The organism is Williamsia sp., assembly GCF_016462415.1.
Lineage (GTDB): Bacteria > Actinomycetota > Actinomycetes > Mycobacteriales > Mycobacteriaceae > Williamsia_A.
On the sequence record NZ_JAEMTF010000027.1, the window covers coordinates 21,946 to 42,957 of the forward strand.

General features: G+C 68.2%; 20 protein-coding genes and 2 tRNA genes. 11 read left to right on the forward strand and 11 right to left on the reverse strand.

Annotation, left to right across the window (positions count from 1 at the left end; genetic code table 11):
* On the reverse strand, positions 1–489 hold the full coding sequence (locus JHC79_RS09200) for a MarR family transcriptional regulator (RefSeq protein WP_296389877.1): 489 nt from the start codon (positions 487–489) through the stop codon (positions 1–3).
* Between the two features lie 117 nt (positions 490–606).
* Here JHC79_RS09200 and JHC79_RS09205 point away from each other — a divergent pair, with 117 nt between their 5' ends.
* The gene (locus JHC79_RS09205) at positions 607–1,554 is read left to right on the forward strand and encodes an NADP-dependent oxidoreductase (RefSeq protein WP_296389879.1); all 948 of its coding nucleotides are present in this window, start codon (positions 607–609) and stop codon (positions 1,552–1,554) included.
* A 4-nt stretch (positions 1,555–1,558) separates the two neighbouring features.
* On the opposite strand, the gene JHC79_RS09210 is transcribed toward JHC79_RS09205, so the two are convergent.
* On the reverse strand, positions 1,559–1,816 hold the full coding sequence (locus JHC79_RS09210; RefSeq protein ID WP_296389881.1) for a hypothetical protein: 258 nt from the start codon (positions 1,814–1,816) through the stop codon (positions 1,559–1,561).
* 4 nt (positions 1,817–1,820) lie between these two features.
* On the reverse strand, positions 1,821–2,903 hold the full coding sequence (gene hisC, locus JHC79_RS09215) for a histidinol-phosphate transaminase (protein ID WP_296389882.1): 1,083 nt from the start codon (positions 2,901–2,903) through the stop codon (positions 1,821–1,823).
* A gap of 101 nt (positions 2,904–3,004) precedes the next feature.
* Here hisC and JHC79_RS09220 point away from each other — a divergent pair.
* Positions 3,005–3,096: transfer RNA gene (locus tag JHC79_RS09220), tRNA-Ser, on the forward strand.
* A 38-nt stretch (positions 3,097–3,134) separates the two neighbouring features.
* Positions 3,135–3,210: transfer RNA gene (locus JHC79_RS09225), tRNA-Arg, on the forward strand.
* Between the two features lie 48 nt (positions 3,211–3,258).
* On the opposite strand, the gene JHC79_RS09230 is transcribed toward JHC79_RS09225, so the two are convergent.
* On the reverse strand, positions 3,259–4,446 hold the full coding sequence (locus JHC79_RS09230; protein ID WP_296389883.1) for an FAD-dependent monooxygenase: 1,188 nt from the start codon (positions 4,444–4,446) through the stop codon (positions 3,259–3,261).
* 79 nt (positions 4,447–4,525) lie between these two features.
* On the opposite strand from JHC79_RS09230, the gene JHC79_RS09235 reads away from it, so the two are divergent.
* Entirely contained in the window at positions 4,526–5,095 is a 570-nt protein-coding gene (locus tag JHC79_RS09235) for a TetR/AcrR family transcriptional regulator (RefSeq protein ID WP_296389885.1), read from the forward strand.
* 6 nt (positions 5,096–5,101) lie between these two features.
* Here JHC79_RS09235 and JHC79_RS09240 read toward each other — a convergent pair whose 3' ends face one another.
* Positions 5,102–6,031, reverse strand: coding sequence for an aldo/keto reductase (locus tag JHC79_RS09240; RefSeq protein ID WP_296389887.1), 930 nt, complete (start codon positions 6,029–6,031; stop codon positions 5,102–5,104).
* Positions 6,032–6,089: 58 nt separating this feature from the next.
* Here JHC79_RS09240 and JHC79_RS09245 point away from each other — a divergent pair, with 58 nt between their 5' ends.
* Positions 6,090–7,094, forward strand: coding sequence for a hypothetical protein (locus JHC79_RS09245; protein WP_296389889.1), 1,005 nt, complete (start codon positions 6,090–6,092; stop codon positions 7,092–7,094).
* Between the two features lie 33 nt (positions 7,095–7,127).
* On the opposite strand, the gene JHC79_RS09250 is transcribed toward JHC79_RS09245, so the two are convergent.
* On the reverse strand, positions 7,128–9,152 hold the full coding sequence (locus tag JHC79_RS09250; protein ID WP_296389913.1) for a hypothetical protein: 2,025 nt from the start codon (positions 9,150–9,152) through the stop codon (positions 7,128–7,130).
* A gap of 41 nt (positions 9,153–9,193) precedes the next feature.
* Positions 9,194–10,435 carry a carboxylate--amine ligase gene (locus JHC79_RS09255; RefSeq protein ID WP_296389891.1) on the reverse strand — a complete coding sequence of 414 codons (1,242 nt, stop codon included), beginning with the start codon at positions 10,433–10,435 and terminating at the stop codon, positions 9,194–9,196.
* 139 nt (positions 10,436–10,574) lie between these two features.
* Between JHC79_RS09255 and JHC79_RS09260 the strand changes: the two genes are divergently transcribed.
* Positions 10,575–11,222 carry a nucleoside/nucleotide kinase family protein gene (locus JHC79_RS09260; RefSeq protein ID WP_296389915.1) on the forward strand — a complete coding sequence of 216 codons (648 nt, stop codon included), beginning with the start codon at positions 10,575–10,577 and terminating at the stop codon, positions 11,220–11,222.
* Between the two features lie 3 nt (positions 11,223–11,225).
* Here the strand turns inward: JHC79_RS09260 and JHC79_RS09265 are convergent, their stop codons facing one another.
* The gene (locus JHC79_RS09265) at positions 11,226–11,891 is read right to left on the reverse strand and encodes an NAD(P)-binding domain-containing protein (RefSeq protein ID WP_296389892.1); all 666 of its coding nucleotides are present in this window, start codon (positions 11,889–11,891) and stop codon (positions 11,226–11,228) included.
* 96 nt (positions 11,892–11,987) lie between these two features.
* Positions 11,988–13,016, reverse strand: coding sequence for a hypothetical protein (locus JHC79_RS09270; RefSeq protein WP_296389893.1), 1,029 nt, complete (start codon positions 13,014–13,016; stop codon positions 11,988–11,990).
* Positions 13,017–13,127: 111 nt separating this feature from the next.
* Between JHC79_RS09270 and JHC79_RS09275 the strand changes: the two genes are divergently transcribed.
* Positions 13,128–13,922, forward strand: coding sequence for an SDR family oxidoreductase (locus tag JHC79_RS09275; RefSeq protein ID WP_296389895.1), 795 nt, complete (start codon positions 13,128–13,130; stop codon positions 13,920–13,922).
* Between the two features lie 25 nt (positions 13,923–13,947).
* On the opposite strand, the gene JHC79_RS09280 is transcribed toward JHC79_RS09275, so the two are convergent.
* Positions 13,948–15,084 (reverse strand): TDT family transporter, encoded by a 1,137-nt coding sequence (locus tag JHC79_RS09280; RefSeq protein ID WP_296389898.1) that lies wholly within the window; start codon positions 15,082–15,084, stop codon positions 13,948–13,950.
* A 105-nt stretch (positions 15,085–15,189) separates the two neighbouring features.
* On the opposite strand from JHC79_RS09280, the gene JHC79_RS09285 reads away from it, so the two are divergent.
* Positions 15,190–16,110, forward strand: a complete 921-nt coding sequence (locus JHC79_RS09285; RefSeq protein ID WP_296389900.1) for a LysR family transcriptional regulator — start codon at positions 15,190–15,192, stop codon at positions 16,108–16,110.
* Positions 16,111–16,154: 44 nt separating this feature from the next.
* On the opposite strand, the gene JHC79_RS09290 is transcribed toward JHC79_RS09285, so the two are convergent.
* Positions 16,155–16,928 (reverse strand): DUF2071 domain-containing protein, encoded by a 774-nt coding sequence (locus JHC79_RS09290; RefSeq protein WP_296389902.1) that lies wholly within the window; start codon positions 16,926–16,928, stop codon positions 16,155–16,157.
* A gap of 156 nt (positions 16,929–17,084) precedes the next feature.
* Between JHC79_RS09290 and JHC79_RS09295 the strand changes: the two genes are divergently transcribed.
* Genes JHC79_RS09295 through JHC79_RS09305 form a run of 3 tightly spaced genes read left to right on the forward strand, consistent with a single transcriptional unit; the run spans position 17,085 to position 20,918 of the window.
* Positions 17,085–18,758, forward strand: coding sequence for an FAD-dependent oxidoreductase (locus tag JHC79_RS09295; RefSeq protein WP_296389904.1), 1,674 nt, complete (start codon positions 17,085–17,087; stop codon positions 18,756–18,758).
* 37 nt (positions 18,759–18,795) lie between these two features.
* Positions 18,796–20,259, forward strand: a complete 1,464-nt coding sequence (locus tag JHC79_RS09300; protein WP_296389905.1) for an ATP-binding protein — start codon at positions 18,796–18,798, stop codon at positions 20,257–20,259.
* Complete coding sequence (locus JHC79_RS09305) at positions 20,256–20,918, forward strand: bifunctional 2-polyprenyl-6-hydroxyphenol methylase/3-demethylubiquinol 3-O-methyltransferase UbiG (protein WP_296389907.1); 663 nt, start codon at positions 20,256–20,258, stop codon at positions 20,916–20,918. Before JHC79_RS09300 ends, JHC79_RS09305 begins: the two co-directional genes overlap by 4 nt.
* Positions 20,919–21,012: the final 94 nt, after the last annotated feature.

Genomic DNA, 21,012 nt, shown 5'->3' on the forward strand with positions numbered 1-21,012 from the left:
TCACCGCCGCCGAGCCGATCGCGGTGGTGCCGAACGCATGTGGTCGCGCACCGGCGACAACAGGTCCGCCAGTACTCCGGCGTCCGATTGCGAGAGCGTCGTGAACAGCTGGCCTCGGACGACCTCGGTGTGACCGGGTAGCACCCGCCCGAGCACCTCACGCCCGGCCTCGGTGATCGACACCGTCACGCCACGCTCGTCCTCCGCCGACGGGGCGCGAGTGATCAACCCCGCCTTCTCCAGCAGCCCCGCCTGGTAGGTCAACCCACTGCGGCTGTAGACCACGGCGTCGGCGAGATCGGTCATGCGCTCACTGCCGGTCGGCGAGTTCAGGCCGAGCCGCGCGAGCAGTTGGAACTGCACATAGCTCAGGTCGCCGACGTCGCGTAGTTGCTGTTCGACCGCGTGTCGGAGCAGTCCGGCGACATCCATCAGCGCGAAGTACGCGCCCAACTGGGTCGCATCGAGAGGCGTGAGTTCGTCGGCCATGCCCCCACTCTAGTCACTGCTTCAGATTCGAAACACTTGCTTCGAATCTGAAGTAATGCTAGCGTCCCAATGTGCTTCGAGTTCGAAGCACATTGGGATCTCAGGAGAGGCGAGAACATGAGAGCAGTGCGATTCCACGAGTACGGCGGACCCGAGGTGCTTCGCGAGGACGACCTCGAGCGGCCGGAACCCGGTGCCGGACAGGTGCGGATCCGTGTCGCGGGAACGACCTTCAACGCCGTCGACGGCAACATCCGCGCCGGGTTCATGCAGGAGCCGATCCCGGTGCAGCTTCCCCATGTCCCTGGCCTGGATGTCGCCGGGACGGTCGATGCCCTCGGCGACGGGGTGGACGGCATCGCGGTCGGCGATCGTGTCGTCGGCTTCCTGCCGTTCGTCGATGACGGTGCGGCCGCGGAGTTCGTCCTGGCGTCAGCCGAGATCCTCGCGTCGGCTCCGACGACGATCCCGCTCGCCGACGCGGCCGCGTTGCCGGTTGTCGGGCTCACCGCCTGGCAGGCGCTGTTCGAGCTGGCCGATCTGCAGGCGGGCCAACGGATACTGATCAACGGGGCCGGTGGCGCGGTGGGTGGCTACGCGGTGCAGTTGGCGTCGGCGGCGGGCGCCCACGTCATCGCCACGGCCGGCCCGAACAGCCGGGCGCGCGTCGAAGCGGCCGGCGCCGACGAGATCATCGATCACACCACGACCGACGTGATCGACGCGGTGACCCAGCCGGTGGACATCCTGCTGAACCTCGCGTCGATCGACCCCGACCGGTTCGCCGCGCTCGCGGCCCTCGTCGGAGACGGTGGGGTCGTGGTCAACACGACGGTCTGGATGCCGGCGCCGTCCGATGCCGATCGAGGCGTGCGCGGCATCGACGAGTACGTGCGCAGTGACGCAACGCAATTGGCTGAGCTCGTCGCGCGCGTCGACCGGGGTGAGCTGACCGTCGATGTCGCCGAACGGATGGCGTTGTCCGAGCTGGCCGATGTCCACACCCGGGCGGCGCAGGGAACGATCTCGGGCAAGATCGTGATCGTCGTCGACGCCTCGGAGTGATCGCTCAGGCCGGTCGTCGTGCGCGTCTCGTGACCACCAGGTACGCGACCACCCCGACGACCGGCAGCAGCCAGATGACCGCAACGCCGCGCCATCGGGTTCTGCTCGACGCGGTCGGGCGCGTCATGAGGTCGATGGTCAGGTAGGTGGCCATCGCGACCCAGGCGAGCGCGACCGCGGCGAGAGCCAGCCACCCCGCGACCTCCATGTAGTGCGGGAACATGTTGCATCCCCGGGTGCGGGCACACTCGGTGAAACCCATCGCCTCAGCGATCCCCGCCCGCCGTCGCCTCCGCGGCCCAGCGCTCGGCGAACGCGAGGAAGACGTCGTTCTCGTCGGGCTCGGTGACCGTCACACGCACACCGTCGCCGGCGAACGGGCGGATGACCACCTTGTTGTCGATCGCCACGGCGGCGAAGTCGAGCGAATCCGCGCCGAGGTCGATCCACACGAAGTTGGCCTGCGACTCGGGCACGCGGTAACCGAGCTCGCGCAGGCGGGACGAGACCCGGGACCGCTCGGCGACGACCGCCTCGGTCCGGGCGAGCAACTCCGCGTCGGCGGCGAGGCACGCGACAGCGGCGGCCTGGGCGAGGGAGTTGACGCTGAAGGGGACGTGGACCTTGCGCAGCGCCTCGATGACGGTCGGGTCGGCGATCGCGTACCCGACGCGCAGACCGGCCAGTCCGTACGCCTTGGAGAAGGTCCGCAGCACGACGAGGTTGCGGTAGCGCCGGTGCAGTTCGATCGCGTCGTAGCGCTGCGCCTCACTCGGCCGCACGTACTCGATGTAGGCCTCGTCGAGCGCGACGACGACCTCGGGCGGCACCCGGTCGAGGAACGCGATGAGGGCGTCCGCGTCGACCACGGTCCCGGTGGGGTTGTTCGGGTTGCAGACGAAGATCAGACGGGTGCGCTCGGTGATCGCCTCGGCCATCGCGGGCAGGTCGTAGGTGTGGTCGCCCGTCAGCGGGATCTGGACCGGCGTCGCGCCCACCACGCGGGTCGCCAGCGGGTAGGTCTCGAACGACCGCCACCCGAACAGGACCTCGTCGCCGGGCGCGCTGGTGATCGCGATCAGGTTCTGACAGAGGCTGACCGATCCGCACCCGGTCTGGATGTTGTCCGGGGTGACGCCGAGCCGCTTGGCCAACGCCTCGGTGAGCGCCACCATCGCGTTGTCGGGGTAGCGGTTGAGGCCGCCCGCGGCGTCGGCGATCGCGGTGGCGACGCTGGGCAGAGGCCCGAAGGTGACCTCGTTGCTCGCGAGCTTCACCGCGCCCGGGAACGTCTTGCCGGGAACGTAGGCGGGCAGGGTGGCCAGATCGGGTCGGATGCGCGGTGTCACACGTCAAATCTAGGCGGGTGTCCTGCGGGTTACCAACCGGTTTGCTCCGCGCGACGCACGCTGTGTAACCTTTGCTCTCGGCAGTTCGTAAGGACTCCGCTGGAGGCGTGCCAGAGCGGCCGAATGGGATTCACTGCTAATGAATTGTCCCGCTAAAACGGGACCGGAGGTTCAAATCCTCTCGCCTCCGCCACGGCACCAGCGGCCGTACAACTGAACACGCACGACCACGCGCCCGTAGCTCAACGGATAGAGCACTTGACTACGGATCAAGAGGTTAGGGGTTCGAATCCCTTCGGGCGCACCACACGACGATCCCGCCACTGCCCTCGCAGCGGCGGGATCTTTCGTCTGTCTACCCGGCCGCGGCCAGCGCCATCTCGGCGATGCTCTCGGCGTCGTGGGTGTTGACGTCGATGCCGGCGAAGATCGCGCCGATCCGCTCGGCCTGCTCCAGGCCGGTCAGGTCGGTCGACCGGTAGGTTCGGCCCGCATCGCGCGCACTCTCGCGCACCAGGCGGGTGCGGTCACGACGCAGCCCTCCGTACACCCGTAGCCGTGCGGGGATGTCGATCGGATCGCAGTCACGCAGCACGACCGCAAGCGTGGCAGCGTCCTCGACGGCCTGATTGGCCCCCTGGCCGAGATGCGGTGTCACCGCGTGCGCGGAGTCGCCCAGCAGTGCGATGCGACCGGTCGACCACCGGTCCAGTGGCTCGCGGTCGTAGATGCCCCACCGGAACGTCGCGTCCATGGCGCCGATGATGTCGCCGACGCGGGGGTCCCAACCCGCGTAGGTGTCGGCCAACTCGTTCACGTCACCGGGCGCGGTCCACGATTCGATGACGTCGAGATTGGTCGGTGCGAAAGCGACGACGTTCAGCAGCGCGCCGTCGGACACGGGGTAGGTCAGGAAGCTGCGTTGCGGTCCGAGCCACATGGCGCAGATGGACATGTCGACCACACCGTCGAGCCGGTCGGTGGGGATGAGTGCGCGGTAGGCCATGACCCCTTCGCTCACGGGGTCGGCCGGCTCGCTGACCATGCCCTGGATGTGGGAGTGGATGCCGTCGGCCCCGATCAGCAGATCGGCCTCGACGCTGGTGCCGTCGGCGAAGTCCACCTCGATACCGTCGGCGTGTTCGGTGGCGCCGACGACCCTGTGTCCGAGGCGCAGTGCGCCGGTGGGCAACGCATCGGAGAGCACCTGCTGGAACTCGCCGCGGTGCAGGAACCAGGTGGTGGCAGGGTCGCCGAAGGACAGCCGCGAGGGTTCGCCGGCAATCGGGTCGCCCTGCCAGTTGCGGAACGCGTAGCGGTCGAACGCGCCGGCCACCGCATGCAGGCGATCGCCCAGGCCGAGGCGGGTCAGGATCCGAGATCCGTTGGTGGCGATCGAGACCCCCGCGCCGAGCGCTTTCAGTTCCGATGCCTGCTCGTAGACGGTGGCGTCGATTCCCCGGGCCCGCAGCGCGATGCCCGCGGTCAGTCCGCCGATGCCGGCTCCGACCACTGCCACTCGTAGCGTGCGCGTGCGATTCACGATGTGTCCTCCCTCGACGTGTTCATGTACCGATCGGCACACTTTTGACGGTAGACGTACCGATCGATACATTCAAGCAATGCCGCGAATGCCCGATCAGAAGAAGCGTGCGGACCTGCTGCGCGACGTCGTGGGCTATCTGGAGGACAACGGCGTCAGCGATCTGTCACTGGCGCCGATGGCGCAGGCGTTGGGAACGAGCAAACGCATGCTGCTCTACTACTTCGGCGACCGCGGGGCGCTGCTGGCCCAGGCGATGGATGCGGCTCGACCCGACGCCGGCCAGATCTTCGACGGCGTCACCAGCGACGAGGAGTTCGTCGACGCGGCACGAACCCTGTGGCGGGCCATCACACGCGGTGAGCAACGCCGCAGCGTGACGGTGATGCTGCAGGTGCTGAGCCTGGCATCGACCGATCCCGACATCTACGGTCGGTACGCCCGTGTGGCGGTCGACGTCATGCTGGGTCCTGCCACGCAGGCGCTGGTCTCGCTGGGGTACGACCCCGCCGACGCCGCCGCGCGAGCGACCCTCGTCGTCTCCGGCCTGCGCGGACTGTGCCAGGACGGACTGGTGACCTCGCAGCGTGCCCGTGTCGACGCGGCGGCCGAACTCGTCATCGCCGCCGCGGTCGCCCCGGTGCGCTGAGCCGGCTCAGGGCAGCGTGTGCCCGGCCGCACGGAAGATCCGGTACCACTGCTCGCGGGTGAGCTCGACGTCCGATCCGGCGGCGGCCTCGGTCACCCGACTCGGTGTCGTGGTTCCGAGAACGACCTGAATGTTGGCCGGGTGCCGGGTGATCCACGCGGTCGCGATCCCGGTTGGCGTGACGCCGTAGTGGTCCGCCAACTCGTCGAGCACGTCGTTGAGTTCTGCGTAGTTCTCACGATCGCCGAGGAAGACGCCGTCGGACGTGCCTTTCTGGAACGGTGACCACGCCTGCAGGGTCATACCGTGCACGCGTGAGTAGTCGAGCAATCCGTTGTCCCGGCTGACCGACTGGTCGAGGCCGCCGATGTTCGCCGCGACGCCGGCTGCGATGAGCGGGGCGTGGGTGACGCTCAGCTGCACCTGATTCGCCACCAGGGGCTGCGTGACGGCGGTCTTGAGCAGCTCGATCTGACCGGGAGTGTGATTGGAGACGCCGAACGCGCGCACCTTGCCCGACGACTGCAGCGCGTCGAAGGCGGCGGCCACCTCGGCCGGTTCCACCAGCGTGTCCGGGCGGTGCAACAGCAACAGATCCAGGTGATCGGTGCGCAGGGCGTCCAGCGACTCGTCGACCGTGTCGAGGATGTGTCGGGTCGAGAAGTCGTAGAAACCGTCGCGGATGCCGACCTTGCTCTGCAGCATCACCCGCTCCCGTTGTGATGCCGTGAACGTCACCGCCGCACCGAATCTCCGTTCGCACGCGTGCCGCTCGCTACCGTAGATGTCGGCGTGGTCGAAGACCGTGACACCGGAATCCATCGCGGTCCCGACGAGCGTCCGGATCTGTTCGTCGTCGAGCGGTTCGATCCGCATCAGGCCGAGGACGACGGCTGAGGCGCTGCGGCCCGTGGCGGGGAGTTCGTAGGTCTTCACGTTCCCAGGATGCCCTGCGTCGACTCTGAACCGGTAGGGCGCCAATACAGTGGCCACCATGACGGGTGTACGAGACGACAACATGGGTGGAGGAGACGACGCCTCCGAACCGCCACGGCCGATCTGCACGGAGCTCCTGGCCGCACAGGAAGTGTGGGACACGAGGGACCGGCTGCAGCGAGAACTCGACGCGGCGGTGGCTGTCGGCGAGACCACCGCAGCTGAACTGGACCGGGTCGCCGGTATGCACGAGATCGAGAGCGATGACGTCCACGATCTCGAGTCGGTGACTCCCACCCGGGTGTGGGCCTCGCTGCGCGGGGCGCGCGACGAACGGTTGCAGCAGGAGCGTGCGGAGCGCGACGACGCCGAGCGCAGGCTGCGTGCGGCCGAGTACGAGGACGGCAGAGCTCGTGCCGACGCCGAGCGACTCCGGCAGGCGATCGCCGATCTGGGCGACGTCGACAGCCGGCGGGCCGACGCTCTCGACGCGATGGAGCAGTGGATTGACCGTGTTGGTGCGGTGGGGCTGGACTCGCTGCGGCGGGTGGCCCTGGAACGCCACGCGCTCGACGACGAACTCGGCGAGGTGCGCCAGGCCATCGCGGCCGTGGAGACCGCCGAATCCCGCCTGGCCGAGGCCGCGGTCTGGCTCGGGAAGGCCGGGGACTGGGCGACCTACGACACTTTCTTCGGCGGCGGGATGATCGGGGACGCAATCAAATACGACCGAATCGACTCCGCCAAGGCGTCGATCGCTGCTGCCGAGGACAGTCTGCGAACCCTCTCCTCCGAATTGTCCGACATCGGTATGACGTCGATCGGCGGGGTCGACGTGGGTGGACTGACCAGCACGTTCGACGTCTGGTTCGACAACTTCTTCAGTGACGGCGCGGTACGGGGGCGCATCCGCGATGCGGCCGAGCGGGTACAGGTGGCGCGGCACTCGGTGGCGCAGGCCGCCGCCGAACTCGGCCGACGTCGTGACCACATGACGCAACGGTCGACCGAGCTCGGCGAGCAGAGGCGAATCATGCTGCTCGACAGGGCCGCTGGGCGCTGACCACGAGGTCGGGGGCGCCGTGTGTGCTCGCCGTCAGCTGTCGGTCGCACCGGAATCGACCGGCATGCGCTCGGCACCCCAACTGCGTTCGATGAACCCGACGATGCGGTCGATGTCCTCGGACGGGACGTTCTGCGGCTCGCCGTTCTCCAACGGGTCGGCGTGGAAGATGTAGAGCCGGGAGGCGAACTGGTCGAACGGCAGCGATCCCTCGCCGGCCCGCTCCCCGTTGCCGGCGGTCCCGACCACGACGCCGTCACCCCAGTCCTGGCCGCTGTCGTTGTTGGGGTTGAAGAAGTACACCCGCATCACGCCGTCGGGGTCGGCGGCGACGCGCAGGATGGTGATCGCGTGCCAGCCGACGTACCGTGCCGCGCTGTCGGTCACCGCCACCCCGGCCGGCTGGGGGTGGATCAGCGGCTGATCGCCGTTGTAGGCGGGGTGATACGAGGCGTGGAACTGCCTCAGGAAGTCGTCGAGGTCGATGAGGTTGCCGGTCTCCACGTCGACGTTGATGTGGAATTCCCTTGCGGCCCACCAGCCGTGGAACTCGGGGTTGACCCATCGGTGCGGATCGCCCGGTCGTCCGGCGCAGCGCCGGACCATCTCGGCGTAGATGCGGTCGAGGTGTGGGACCAGCAGCAGCGACACCGGATCCAGGTCGATGGGGTCGCTGGTCGCGACACCGGAGACGCTGTCGGTCGACGACAACGGTTGCCCCTCGAAGTGCATGACGATCTCGTCGTCGCGCGCCGCCCAGACCACCATCTGCAGCAGGTAGTCCGGGTCGTTGTAGGCCCACATCGACAGTGCACGCGCCGACTGACAGGTCGGGTTGTCGCCCTGACCGACGCCCAGCGGCTGTCCGAGCATGGACAGCAACCCACCGAGCAGGCGCGACTCCGGCGCCGGTGTGGGCCCGAACGCCAGCGTCATCCGTTCGCGGACCGCAGGCGAGAGCTTGAGCGCGATCTGCCGCCACAGCGACGGCACGATCGGCGGCTGGTGCAGAATGCCTCGATCGAGCATCAGCGCGAGGCCGTACAGGCACTGCGCGGTCTCCGGGTGGACGGCCTCGAGGACGAGACGGTGGACCAGTTCGGGGTAGCGCTGCAACGAGATACGGCCGGTCTCGGAGAGTCCGAGCGCCTCGGGCAACCCGTAGGAGTTGTTCTCGACGAGGAAGCGCACCAGCGTCGCGTGGTACGGCGAGACGAGTCCGGTGTCGTGCATGGCGCGGGCGAATCCGCCGGCCTCGAACTGCAGGGCGCCGGCGTCCATGTTCTCCAGGCGCGACCGGTAGACGTCGACACCGGGATCCTCGCGACATGAGTCGGTGGTTCCGAACAGTGCCGTGATCAGGCGGTCGAGGCCCTGACCGGAGTTGCCGAGGTCGACGTCGGGGTCGTCGCGGTAGATCGCGATGCGGGTCACCATCGAGGTGACCTGCTCGACCTGGATCGGACGCTGCCGCAGGATGCGCCAGATCTCCTCGACCAGTTCGTCGAGGACGCTGTCGTAGCCGATCTGCTCGGCCACGTAGGCGAACAGATCGCGGATCAGATACGCGGTGCGGCCCAACCGGACTCGCTCTGACTCCGACGGCGGCGTGAACAACACCTCGAGGTTCATCGCGAGAACCTGCGACAGGAACCGCCGCGCGTCGTCGGCGGAGATCGACGGGTGGGTGAACTCGCCGGCGGCGATCGCCACCAACCGCAGTTCGCTGGTCGCCTCGAGCACGACGGTGTCGTTCTGACCGCTGCGCAGACTCGGCCCGACGAAGCCCGGCACCAGGATGTCCGGTTGCGACCAGTCGGTGCCCTCGAACAGTCCGGCACCGTCGAGCTCCGCGGCGCGGTCCCGGATCGCCGCGCACCCGCCCTTCTGCGCCAGCACGCGGTGCAGCGAGTCGAGGACGCGTCGAACCTTCGTGTTCTTGGTGAAACTCGGCGCGTCACGCAGGGCGGCGGTCGCGTGATCGAGCTGCGCGAGCCGCGACGTCAGAGCCGGATCCTGCGCAGGCGAGGAGTCCCCCTCTGTCGAGGAGGCGTCCATCGTCTGCGTCGGTCCGGTCCGGTCGTTCCCGAGTTCCTGCTTCACACGTAGAAGTCCAGTTCTTCCTGTTGCTTGAGCAGATCCCGCATCCGATACGGGTCCTCACCGAAGAAGTACAGCAGACCCCAGTGCGTTCCGAAGGCCGTGCGCTTGGTGACGGTCTCTTCCAGCGGCGGGGCCAGGTCGTTTGTCTCGTAGTAGTCGTCATCGAGGGTGACCTCGGGGATCTCGAGGTTGCTGACCACGCGTCGACGGGGATAGACGCCGAAACACCCGGCGACACCCGCGGCGTCGACGACCTCGCGCGGGAAGAACGCGTCGATCTCCTCTTCGGTGGTCTTGGGGTCGAAGGCCAGCGCGAGCCCCTGGTAGGCGTTGAAGCCGTAGGCACGCTCGAGCAGTTCGAACACCTTGAAGCCCGGCGGGCGGTATGCGACCTCACCGAAGTACATCTCGCCGTCACTGGTCACGAAGTACTCGGGATGGACGAATCCGAACTCGATGTCGAAGGTCTTGATGAGCTTCTCGATCTGGGCGGTGATCGCCGGACGGTACTTCTCCAGCTCCGGCGTCGCCGGGACGAACACCGAGTACCCGAGTGTCACGTACTCGGAGATGTTGAGGAACTTGATCTTTCCGTTGTGGATCCATGCCTCGACGGCGAACTCCCAGCCGTCGAGATGGGACTCCATCAAGACCGGGAACTCCTCTTCCGGGATGGAGTCGACCTCGTCGGGGGTGCGGATCACGCGGTGCCCGAGGCATCCGGCCTTGTCGAACGCCTTGAGGTGGATGGGGTCGTTCGGGTCGCCGTCGAGCTTGAGCAGCGTCTGGTTGACGCGTCGCAGGAACCGGATGACGTCCTCACGGTCGTGCGCTTCCTCGAAGATGCCGACGCGGATGCCGCCGAGCTGGGCGCGTCGCTTCATCAGGGCCTTGTCGCGCAACAACATCGCCTGCCCGAACAACCGCGGGTTGTCCAGCAGGACCGAGTTGATGGCACCCGCCCATTCGACGGTCTCCTCGTACAGCGGGATGGCGACATCGACGCCCTTGTCGCGCAACGTCTCTGCGATCTCCAACGATCGATCGTTGAGCCGCTCGAAGTTCCACGGGAGGAACGGGATGTCGTTGGTGGTGCAGTACTCCTCGGCCCATTCCGGGGCGACGACGATGTACCGGCGGTCAAAGCTCTCGAGGGCTTCCACCGCGGCGAGACTCCAGCCCAGCAGGGCGACATAGCCCTTGTCCGGGTTCTTCGGCAGCTTTGCGGGCTGCGACATAAAGATCCTTCCTTCGCGTCGAACGGTCGGAGATGATCGTTTTCAACGGTACAGAAGGCGGTTTCTCGTTCCGGGGACCACCCGAGTGCAGGTATAACTCGATTCATGCATCCCCGGGACGGTCGGTGACGACGACGTGATCGACGCGCTCGTCAGCGAGGCGATCGCCCTGGCCGCAGGCCCGCAACGCGCCGTTCTGGGCGTGACCGGTCCGCCCGGCGTCGGCAAGACGACGTTGGCCGAGGCGTTGATGGCGCGCATCGACGACATGCAGGGCCCGGGATGGGTGGCGCACATCCCGATGGACGGTTTCCACCTGGCCGACCGGCAACTCCGCAGACTCGAGGCGCTGGACCGCAAGGGTGCACCGGACACCTTCGATCCCCTCGGCTACGCCGCGACACTCGATCGGGCTCGCCGCGAGACCGACACCGCTGTGTACGCGCCGGGGTTCGAACGCACACTCGAGCAACCGCTGGCCGCCGCGCTGGTCGTGCTGCCCCGAGCTCGGCTCGTCATCACCGAGGGCAACTATCTGCTGCTCGACCACCCGGCGTGGCGAGTCGCCCGCGGGCAGATGGACGCGGTCTGGTTCGTGACCGCGGACGAGACGACACGCGTCGAGCGTCTCGTGACACGCCACGTCGAGTTCGGCAAGACGTCATCGGACGCCCGCGCCTGGGTTGACGCCGTCGATCAGCGCAACGCCGAGGTGGTCTCGGCGACATCGGCGCGCGCTGACCGAATCGTCGTCAACCGCGACGACGACTGGTCGTTCGTGGAATAGGCGTCAGGCCTTGGCGCGCCACTCGTCGGTGCGCTCGTTGCTCGCCTCGGCGAGAGCCGCGCGGGTCTTCTCGACGTCGTAGTCCTTGCCGTAGACGGGCGTGCCCGGCTGCTGACGCCACGAATCGGTGATCGACCCGGCGTCGACGGGATCGAACCCGATCTGGTCGACGAGGTCGGACACGATCTTCTTGTGGTCCACGTCGTCACCGGCGATGGGCAGCGCGATCCGGCCGTCGGTGCCGGCGTCGACACCCTTCTCCAGCAGGTGCTTCCAGTAGATCCCGTTGAACACCTTGATCACCGGCGCGCCGATGTGCTCCGACACCCACGCGCTCTCGGGCTGACCGTCCTCGATGGCGGCGATGAGACCGTCGCGCTGTTGCGGGTAGTAGTTGTTCGTCTCGATGATCGGTGCGCCGGGCTTACGCGCCGCGAACAGGTCGTCGGCGAGGTCGGGGACGTTCTTCTGCGGGATCGAGAGGATGACGAGGTCGGCGTCGGCTGCCGCGTCCTTGGCCCAGACCGCCGTGGCGCCGGTCTCCGCTGCGAGGTCGGCCAGCGTCTCCGGGTCGCGTGAGTTGGCGACCGCGACCTCGTGGCCGACGGCCGTGAGGCGCCGCGTCAGCGTGCCGCCGATGAATCCTGCTCCGATGATTCCGATCTTCATGTGCCCTGCTCCTGTGGTTGAACGACATCATCTGGTGTCGCTTCTCCAGAGCATCGTGAGCAAGCCCAATATTCCAGGCTGTGGGTCCGGTAGGGATCAGTCGCCGGTGCGGGTGAGTTCCGCGCGAAAGCGCACGGTCCCCGCGCACGCTCCCGACCATGTCAGGGTCGACTCGTTGTCCAGGGTGTCGATCGGGGCCGAGGAGTTCGGCTCGACGAGGGTCTGCGAGGTCAAGGTGGGGCGGTACCGTTCGCTGCGGCCCGGGCACTGGCGCTCGGGGAGGGTCTCTGTCTGGCGGAAGACGCCGTCGGCGAAGTCGACGACCGTCTGACCGGGTCGAGACGGTTTGTCGACCATGACCACCACGCATCGGGTGCCGTCACGGGTGCAGGTCGGTGCCGCGGTGAACTCGGTGGTCTGTGTGGTGGGCCGTGCGATCAACGACGGCGGGTCCCACGAGACCACCGTGGTGCGTTGTCGGTAGGACCCACGGAACCCGTCACCCGGTGTCGTGGTGGCGTCGGGAACGGACACCGACCCGAGGGGTGGGGTGCCGGCGGGTAGATCGCCTTTCCGGGTGAGCGTGATCCGGCCCGTGCTGACCCGGGAACACGAACCCCCCTGGATGGAGGTGGTGGGTCCGCCCAGGGTGTCCGGCGCGCCGTTGGTCGCCGAGTCGGAGCGCGGTGTCACCGTTGTGTTGTCGATGGCCACCCACGGCTCGTCGACCGGTGCGGTCGTCCCCGGCAGAACACACGTCCGTTTCGGTGGGACGGCAACGCGTGACCACGAACCGTCGGCGAAGACGAACTCCATTCGGTCGAGGTCCAGACCGGATGAGTTGTTCGGCGCCGTCGACCGGGCGACCGCGACGCACGTGCCGCCGTCACACCGGGACTGCACCACCCAGGTCGACGTCACGGGTTCGGCGTCACCGCCGGTCGGAGGTTCCCGATCGACCGAGGCGGTGGTCCGGAACACCGAGTACGTACCCTCGAACACCGCGTCGGACGACGTGCTCGACGCGGCTGTGTCGTCGCCGGAGTCCGTGTTGCCGCAGGAGCCGAGCGCTCCGGTGGCCACGACGGCGGACAGGCAGGCGATGACAACCCGGCGACGGCGCATGCTTCGCAAACTAGGCGAACCGGCCGCCGGGTGCAGCGGTAAGCGAAAAACTGCCCGCCTAGGGTGGATTCGCCGGCGAGCCTCCGGCGTCGTCGACCCCAGGAGCACGCGATGCACATCGATCTGTCCGGGCGCACCGCCCTGGTCACCGGTTCCACCCAGGGCATCGGAGCAGCCATCGCCGCCGGTCTCGCCCGTGCCGGAGCCCGGGTGGCGATCAACGGCCGCAGCGCCGACACGGTGGACTCGGCCATCGCCACGCTGCGTGGCGAGCTGCCCGACGCCGAGCTGATCGCTGCGCCCGCCGATCTCGGTGACGCCGATGCAGCCGATGCATTGTTCGAGCAGCTGCCCGACGTCGACATCCTGGTGAACAACCTCGGCATCTTCGGGGCCACACCGGCGTTGGAGATCACCGATGAGCAGTGGCGGCGCTATTTCGAGATCAACGTCCTCTCCGCGGCGCGGCTCATCCGGCTGTACCTCCCCGGGATGATGGAGCGGCGCGACGGGCGGATCGCCAACATCGCCAGCGACTCGGCTCTCGTCATCCCGGAGGAGATGATCCACTACGGGATGTCGAAGACCGCGTTGCTCGCGGTGTCGCGGGGTTATGCGAAGGAAGCCGCAGGCACCGGCGTCACGGTGAACTCGGTGATCGCCGGCCCGACGCACACCGGCGGTGTGGAGGATTTCGTCTATCAGCTGGTTGACAAGGACCTCCCGTGGGAGGAGGCCCAGCGAGAGTTCATGCGCGAGCACCGACCACAATCGTTGCTGCAGAGACTGATCGAGCCCGAGGAGATCGCCAACCTCGTGGTCTACCTGAGCTCACCGTTCGCCTCGGCCACCACCGGCGCCGCGGTGCGTGTGGACGGTGGATACGTCGACTCCATCGTTCCCTGATCGACCGTCCGAAGGCTCGACCAGGTCAGGCCGCGGCGGGAAGTGCGCCGCTGCGGATGCCGGCCACCGTCCGGGCCGCGACGACCAGCCACGCGCTGAACAGGAGAACGTAGAGCACCACGGCAGTGGTGTGGATCGCACCGACACCGGTCGCGGTTCCCAGCGCGGTCGCGCCGGTGACGCAGGTTCCGATGGGGAAGGTGAAACTCCACCAGGTCAGCGAGAACGGCAGACCGGAGTGTGCGGCGCGAGCGGTGACGGTGGCCGACACGGCGAAGGCGACGATCCCGAGCGTGCCGACGACGACCCCGTATGCGACGCCTGCGGTGTGCAGATCGGCGGCGACAGGCCCGCTCGCCACGCTCCTGGCGCCGGCGAACTCGCCTCGGCTCACGGTGCCCAGGGTGATGGCCGCGGTGATCGACTGACCGATCATGCCCAGTGGGATCCACACGGTGGGTACGGCATCGCGTGCGGGAAGGCCGACGCGAAGGAGCCGTCGGTAGACGACGAACGCCGTGGCGGTGCCGAACACGAAGCTCACACCGAACAGCAGGTAGCAGAGCATCAGGAAGGCCAGACGCAGGTCGGCATCGGCGATGTGCGGCACCAGCAACGCGCCGGTGGAGGCCGAGACCATCGGCGCGACCACCGACATCATCCGGGCGGGCACCGCGGCGCCACCGCGATCGGCACGGGTGCACAATCGGGCGACCACGAAACCGACGGCGACGACGCCGATGACCGTGCCGACCGTCCACAGCATTGCGTCGACGCGCACCGCCGTGGTCGTCCCCATCAGATCTGCACCGAACAGCAGCGTGCCCGCCCCGACGGTCATCACGGCCATGGCCGGTGCCCCGTAGAAGTGCGAGACCACGCCGTGGTCGAGGTATCGACGCGCCTGCGCGCGGTGCAGTGACCAGTGGGCGACGAACGCCACCGTCACCGCGAGCAGCGTCAGCGAGGCGACGGCCCACACCACCGTCGCGACGGTGTGCAGTCCGGCCACGTGCGCCGGCAACGTCGCGGCCGAGGTCGCCACGATGCCGGTCCCCATCACGGTGGTGAACCAGTTGGGCGTGACGTGCGCCAGACGACCCCGCGTATGGCCCACGACGGGTTCGAGGGAGGTCGGGCGCAACGGCGCTGCGGTGGTCATGTCCCCACAGTCGTCGGATCGGCAACGCGCTGGTAGACCCCTTGTTCTTGTGGGGGCACAAGGCAGCGTTGTACCCGCTCCGTCGCGACTGTAGGGTCGGCGGAGATGGCCGTACCCGCGCACGTTCCCGAACTCGCCACCCTCGACGTCCTCGTCGCGGTCGCGGTGGCCGGGAGCATGAGCGCGGCCGGGCGTGCCCTCAACATGAGCCAACAGGCGGTCAGCGCCCGCGTCCACAGCGCCGAACGGGAGATCGGGATCGCGGTGTTCCGACGGTCCCCGGCGGGCGTCGAGCCCACCGCGGAGGGCGTGCTGATCCTCGAATGGGCGGGCGCGGTGATCGAACGCGCCGAACGGCTCTCGGCCGGGGTCGAATCGCTGCTCGGGCATCGCAACGCGGAACTGACCGTCGCGGCGTCGATGACCATCGCCGAATACCTCGTCCCGGAATGGGTGGTGGCGCTGCGCCGCGCGAGCCCCGAGGTGAAGATCCGCGTCCGCCCGATGAACAGCACCGACGTGGTGACCCGCGTCGTCGCCGGTTCCTGCGATGTGGGTTTCGTCGAGGGATCCGGTGACATCCCGGCGTTGCAGGAGCGCACGGTCGCCACCGACGAGCTCATCCTGGTTGTGCCGCAGGGGCATTCGTGGGCGCGCAGGACGAGCGTCACCGCGGCCGAACTCGCCAGGACGGCGTTGGTGCAGCGTGAGCCCGGATCGGGCACGCGGGTGGTGTTCACCGAGTCGCTGGCTGCCGCGGGCTACGAGCCCGCCGAACCCATGCTCGAACTCACGTCGGTGTCGGCGGTGCGCGCGGCCATGCTCAGCTCCGACAGCCCAGCGGTCCTGTCGTCGATGTCGGTGGCCGACGACCTCCGTCGCGGCACGTTGGTCGCCGTGCCGATCGACGGCATCACGATGCCGCGGCGACTACGGGCGGTGTGGGACCGCGACCGCGGCCTGCGCGGGCCGGCACGCGACCTCGTCGACATCGCCATCCGCCACGCCGGCTCCGGAAATGTGTAGTTCCGGTGATGCCGACCTGGGCATTCGATCACCGAAACCACGCATCATCGGACTACGGACGGTCGGCCGAAGCGGGTGCGGACACCCGGGGAGAACAACGCCCGCAGACGCTCGCCCGTCGGTTCGACACCGCTCGCGCCCAGGAGATCGTCGTGCAGTTCGACCACCTCGGCGTCGTGCAGTGGCCACGGGTCGTGCTCGTTGGGCACCCACCACGTCTGACCGGCCTTCCGGGTGTGCGCACCCCAGCGCGCCGTCAGCCAGACCTCCAACGGCGTCGGGTCGACCCGGTCGCCGACGCGCACCGACACCCGGCTGCGCAGGCCGCGGTCGGGCCAGCGGCGGACGCTGTCGTAGGTGATGAGGTCGCCGTCACGGGTCAGCCGCATCTTGGCCCAGGTGTAGGGGATGCCGAGTCCGATCCGCGTCATCGGGACGACGGCGAGTCGTTCAGTCTCCAGGGATCGGAACAGGACACCGTGCCTGCCCGCGTCGTCGACCGAGTACAGGCGGATGTTCGTCTCGAGGAACGTCCCCAGGTACGGGATCGGCCGAGAGGGGCCCAGGCCGATACCGCTCATCGCGAACGGCACCAGCGCCACGTAGGTCATGCCATCGGCGAAGACGTCCGGCCGGGTCCCCGCAGGGAACAGATGCGCCACCGACTCGGGGTCCACGGGCCAATGGATGAACGTCAGGTCGCCCCACGTCTGGTCGAAGACGACCGGCCGCGGCAGCGGTTCCGGGGTGACGGGATAACCGACCAGGGCGTCGGGAACGGCGTCCGGCCGGGCTGCGGGATCGGGCGCGGCGGTCATCAGTCCATCGTGGCACGGGTCCGGGGTGTTCGACGTGTGCGTCCGGACACTGTTCGCCCTGCGAGAAGTCCCAGGTGACGGGCCGGAACGGACGCGCGCGGCCGTGGCCGTGAGTCCATACTGGACAAGGTTCACCTGCGCGATGAGAGGTTCTTCGTGTCCCAACCCGTTCCCGGCAAGCCCGCCCTGCTGACCGTCGACGACGACCCGTCGGTGTCCCGCGCGGTCGCCCGCGATCTACGTCGTCGGTACGGCGAGCGCTATCGCATCATCCGAGCCGAGTCCGGTGACGCGGCCCTCGAGGCGCTGCGCGAGCTGAAGCTGCGCGGCGGCGCGGTCGCGCTGATCCTCGCCGACTACCGCATGCCCGGCATGAGTGGCATCGAGTTCCTCGAGCAGGCGATGGACCTCTACCCGATGGCGCGTCGCGTGCTGCTGACCGCCTATGCCGACACCGGCGCCGCGATCGACGCCATCAACCTCGTCGATCTCGACCACTATCTGCTCAAGCCGTGGGATCCGCCGGAGGAGAAGCTGTATCCGGTGGTGGACGCACTGCTCGAGGCGTGGACGGCATCCGATCGCCGACCGGTCGACGAGACGCGGGTCATCGGGCACCGCTGGTCGCCCCGGTCGTCGGCGGTGCGAGAATTTTTGGCGCGCAACCAGTTGTCCTACACGTGGTACATGTCCGACGAGTCCGAGGGTCGTCGCCTGCTGAAGGCCGCCGACATCGACGACCGCTCGCTTCCCGTCGTCATCTGTGCCGACGGGACCGTGCTGGTCGAGCCGACCGACACCGAGCTCGCCCAACACCTGGGGTTGCGCACCGATCCGTCGGGCGACTTCTACGACCTGGTGGTCGTCGGTGGCGGCCCGGCCGGTCTCGGCGCGGCGCTCTACGGTGCGTCCGAAGGGCTTCGGACCGTCCTGGTCGAACGCACCGCCGCCGGTGGGCAGGCCGGGCAGAGCTCCCGGATCGAGAACTACCTGGGGTTCCCCGACGGCGTGAGCGGATCCCAGCTCGCCGACCGCGCCCGCCGCCAGGCCACCCGGTTCGGTGCGGAGTTGATCACCACGCGTGACGTCGTCGCCCTGGAGTGCAACGGATCCGCGCGCAGCGTGCGGTTCGCCGACGACACGCGGATCCACGCGCACACGGTGATCTTGGCGACCGGCGTCGCCTACCGCGGTCTCGACGCCGAGGGACTCGACGAATTGACCGGTCGCGGTGTGTATTACGGCTCGGCGGTGACCGAGGCGGCCCGATGCGCCGACCAGGACGTCTACATCGTCGGCGGCGCGAACTCGGCCGGGCAGGCCGCGCTGTACCTGGCGCGCGGGGCGAAGTCGGTGACCATCGTGGTGCGGGCGCCGTCGCTGACCGCGTCGATGTCGCACTATCTGATCGCGCAGATCGAGCAGACCCCCGGCGTGCGCGTCCGGACCTGCAGTGAGGTCATCGGGGTGTCCGGCTCCGACCATCTCGAGTCGATCCGACTGCGCAACAACGCGACCGGCGAAGTCGAGACGGTCGACGCCGGATTTCTGTTCCTGTTCATCGGAGCTGCACCCCGAACCGATTGGCTCGACGGCCTCGTCGCCAGGGACGAGCACGGTTTCATCCTGTCCGGACCCGACCTCGTCGAGAACGACACGGCGCACGCGACGTGGCCGCTGGATCGCGCGCCACACCACCTCGAGACCAGCGTGCCCGGGGTGTACGCGGCCGGCGACGTCCGCTCACAGTCGGCCAAGCGCGTGGCGTCCGCGGTGGGCGAGGGAGCGATGGCCGTGATGCTCGTGCACCGGTACCTGGGCCAACTATGAGCGGCACCACAACTGCGACAACAGAAATCAGACGATCATGACACGAGCGACGTGTAGCCCGGAGGAACTCAAGACCCTCTTCCTGTTCGAGAAGCTCGGCGACGACCAACTGCAGACGCTCTGTGAGAACGGCCACGTCGAGTGGATCGAGCCGGGGCCGGTGTACGCCGAGGGGGAGCCGGCCACGTGCTTCTACGTCCTCATCGAGGGCGAGATGGTCATGAGCAAGCTGTCCGGCGGCGAGGACATCGAGATCAGTCGTACGTCTCAGAGTGGTGTGTATTCCGGTGCGTGGCAGGCCTATCTGGGCGATCGTGCCTCGCAGACCTACCCCGCGTCCGCGCGGGTGCTGGTCCCGTCGCGGTTCTTCGTCCTCGACGCCGATGTGTTCGGAACCCTCGTCCGTGACTGGTTCCCGATGGCGGTGCACCTGCTCGAAGGACTGTTCTTCGGCAACCAGAGCTCGCGGCAGATCGTCGATCAGCGAGAGCGTCTACTCGCCCTCGGTTCGCTCTCGGCGGGACTGACCCACGAGCTGAACAATCCGGCGGCCGCTGCGGTGCGGGCGACCTCGTCACTGCGTGACCGGGTGTCGCACATGCGTCGCAAGCTGGGGGTGATCGCCTCGGGTGTCTACGACCACGACACCATCGCCACCCTGATCCGTCTGCAGGAGGAGGCGGCCGAGCTGGTGGCGAAGGCGCCCACCCTCACGCCGATGGAGGCGGCCGACCGCGAGGACGAGCTCGGGGAGTGGTTCGACGAGCGTGGGATCAGCGGCGGGTGGGATCTCGCGCCGTCCTTCGTGCAGGCGGGTATCGACGTCGGTTGGCTGAACAAGGTCAGCGCGGGCGTCGACAACGACGAGATCCTCGAGAGCGCGATCCGGTGGCTGAACTACACGATCGAGACCGAGCTGTTGATGAACGAGATCGCGGACTCGACGACACGGGTGTCCACCCTGGTCGATGCGGCCAAGCAGTACTCGCAGATGGATCGCGCGCCCTATCAGCGCGCTGATCTGCGTGAGCTGCTGAACAGCACGCTGGTGATGCTGGGACGCAAGATCGGTGGATCGATCACGGTGGTCAAGGAATACGACCAGTCGCTGCCCGCGATCCCGATGTACGCCGCCGAGCTGAACCAGGTGTGGACCAACCTCATCGACAACGCGGTCGCGTCGATGGAGGGCGTGGGGACCCTGACGATCCGCACCCGCCGCGACGGCGAGCAGGCGCTGATCGAGGTGGGCGACACCGGCCCGGGGATCCCCGAGGACATCCGGACCCGCATCTTCGAACCGTTCTTCACCACCAAGCCGGTGGGACAGGGGACCGGCCTGGGTCTCGACATCTCGTGGCGGATCGTCGTCAAGAAGCATCACGGGAGTCTGCGCGTGGATTCGCAACCGGGACAGACGGTGTTCCAGGTGCGCATCCCCATCGAGCCCCGCGTGGAGGAAGCCCCGGTCGCCGAGACGACCGATACGATCGCCGAGTGAGCAGACCCCACGACGCCGACGCCAGCCGCCTCGCGGCCCGATCCCTCGCCCGCGGCGACGTCACCGGGTGGTTCGAAGACCTCTACGTCGAGGCCGCGGGTGGCGAGGCCGTGGTGCCGTGGGATGCGCCGGAGGCCAACCCGCTGATCGTCGACGCGCTCGCCGCGGCCGGTACGGCGGCCGGGCGGTCGGCGTTGGTGGTGGGGTGCGGACTCGGTCGCGACGCCGAACACGTAGCCTCGCTGGGTTTCGCGACCACCGCGTTCGACGTGTCGCCGACCGGCATCGACAGCGCCCGGGCCCGGTTCCCGGAGTCCGCGGTCGACTACGTGGTCGCCGATCTGCTCGACCTGCCGAACCGGTGGCACAACACCTTCGACCTCGTCGTCGAGTCGATCACCGTGCAATCGATGCCACTGTCGGTCCGCGACGAAGCGATCGCAGCGGTCGCCGGCACCGTCGCACCGGGCGGTCGGCTACTCGTGATCTCCGGTGTACGTGCGGACGGCGTCGATGTCGACGGTCCTCCGTGGCCACTCACCCGCGCGGAGATCGATTCCTTCGCGACCGGAGGACTCACCACGACATCGATCGAACAGATCGAGCGCGCCGACATCCCCGGCGCCCGCCGCTGGCGGGCGTGGTTCGACCGGGCCTGACCGCCGACGCCGCCGCACCGACACCGGATAGTGTGACGGCATGTCGTCTCCGATGGAGTGGTCGCGTGGTCGGTACGAGGCGGTTGCGGAACGC

What these genes read in the sequence shown, in the direction of transcription:
- JHC79_RS09200 (WP_296389877.1), bottom strand. Translation starts at nt 489, where the DNA reads ATGGCCGACGAACTCACGCCTCTCGATGCGACCCAGTTGGGCGCGTAC.
- JHC79_RS09205 (WP_296389879.1), top strand. Translation starts at nt 607, where the DNA reads ATGAGAGCAGTGCGATTCCACGAGTACGGCGGACCCGAGGTGCTTCGC.
- JHC79_RS09210 (WP_296389881.1), bottom strand. Translation starts at nt 1,816, where the DNA reads ATGGGTTTCACCGAGTGTGCCCGCACCCGGGGATGCAACATGTTCCCG.
- JHC79_RS09235 (WP_296389885.1), top strand. Translation starts at nt 4,526, where the DNA reads ATGCCGCGAATGCCCGATCAGAAGAAGCGTGCGGACCTGCTGCGCGAC.
- JHC79_RS09245 (WP_296389889.1), top strand. Translation starts at nt 6,090, where the DNA reads ATGACGGGTGTACGAGACGACAACATGGGTGGAGGAGACGACGCCTCC.
- JHC79_RS09250 (WP_296389913.1), bottom strand. Translation starts at nt 9,152, where the DNA reads ATGGACGCCTCCTCGACAGAGGGGGACTCCTCGCCTGCGCAGGATCCG.
- JHC79_RS09255 (WP_296389891.1), bottom strand. Translation starts at nt 10,435, where the DNA reads ATGTCGCAGCCCGCAAAGCTGCCGAAGAACCCGGACAAGGGCTATGTC.
- JHC79_RS09265 (WP_296389892.1), bottom strand. Translation starts at nt 11,891, where the DNA reads ATGAAGATCGGAATCATCGGAGCAGGATTCATCGGCGGCACGCTGACG.
- JHC79_RS09270 (WP_296389893.1), bottom strand. Translation starts at nt 13,016, where the DNA reads ATGCGCCGTCGCCGGGTTGTCATCGCCTGCCTGTCCGCCGTCGTGGCC.
- JHC79_RS09275 (WP_296389895.1), top strand. Translation starts at nt 13,128, where the DNA reads ATGCACATCGATCTGTCCGGGCGCACCGCCCTGGTCACCGGTTCCACC.
- JHC79_RS09280 (WP_296389898.1), bottom strand. Translation starts at nt 15,084, where the DNA reads ATGACCACCGCAGCGCCGTTGCGCCCGACCTCCCTCGAACCCGTCGTG.
- JHC79_RS09285 (WP_296389900.1), top strand. Translation starts at nt 15,190, where the DNA reads ATGGCCGTACCCGCGCACGTTCCCGAACTCGCCACCCTCGACGTCCTC.
- JHC79_RS09290 (WP_296389902.1), bottom strand. Translation starts at nt 16,928, where the DNA reads ATGACCGCCGCGCCCGATCCCGCAGCCCGGCCGGACGCCGTTCCCGAC.
- JHC79_RS09300 (WP_296389905.1), top strand. Translation starts at nt 18,796, where the DNA reads ATGACACGAGCGACGTGTAGCCCGGAGGAACTCAAGACCCTCTTCCTG.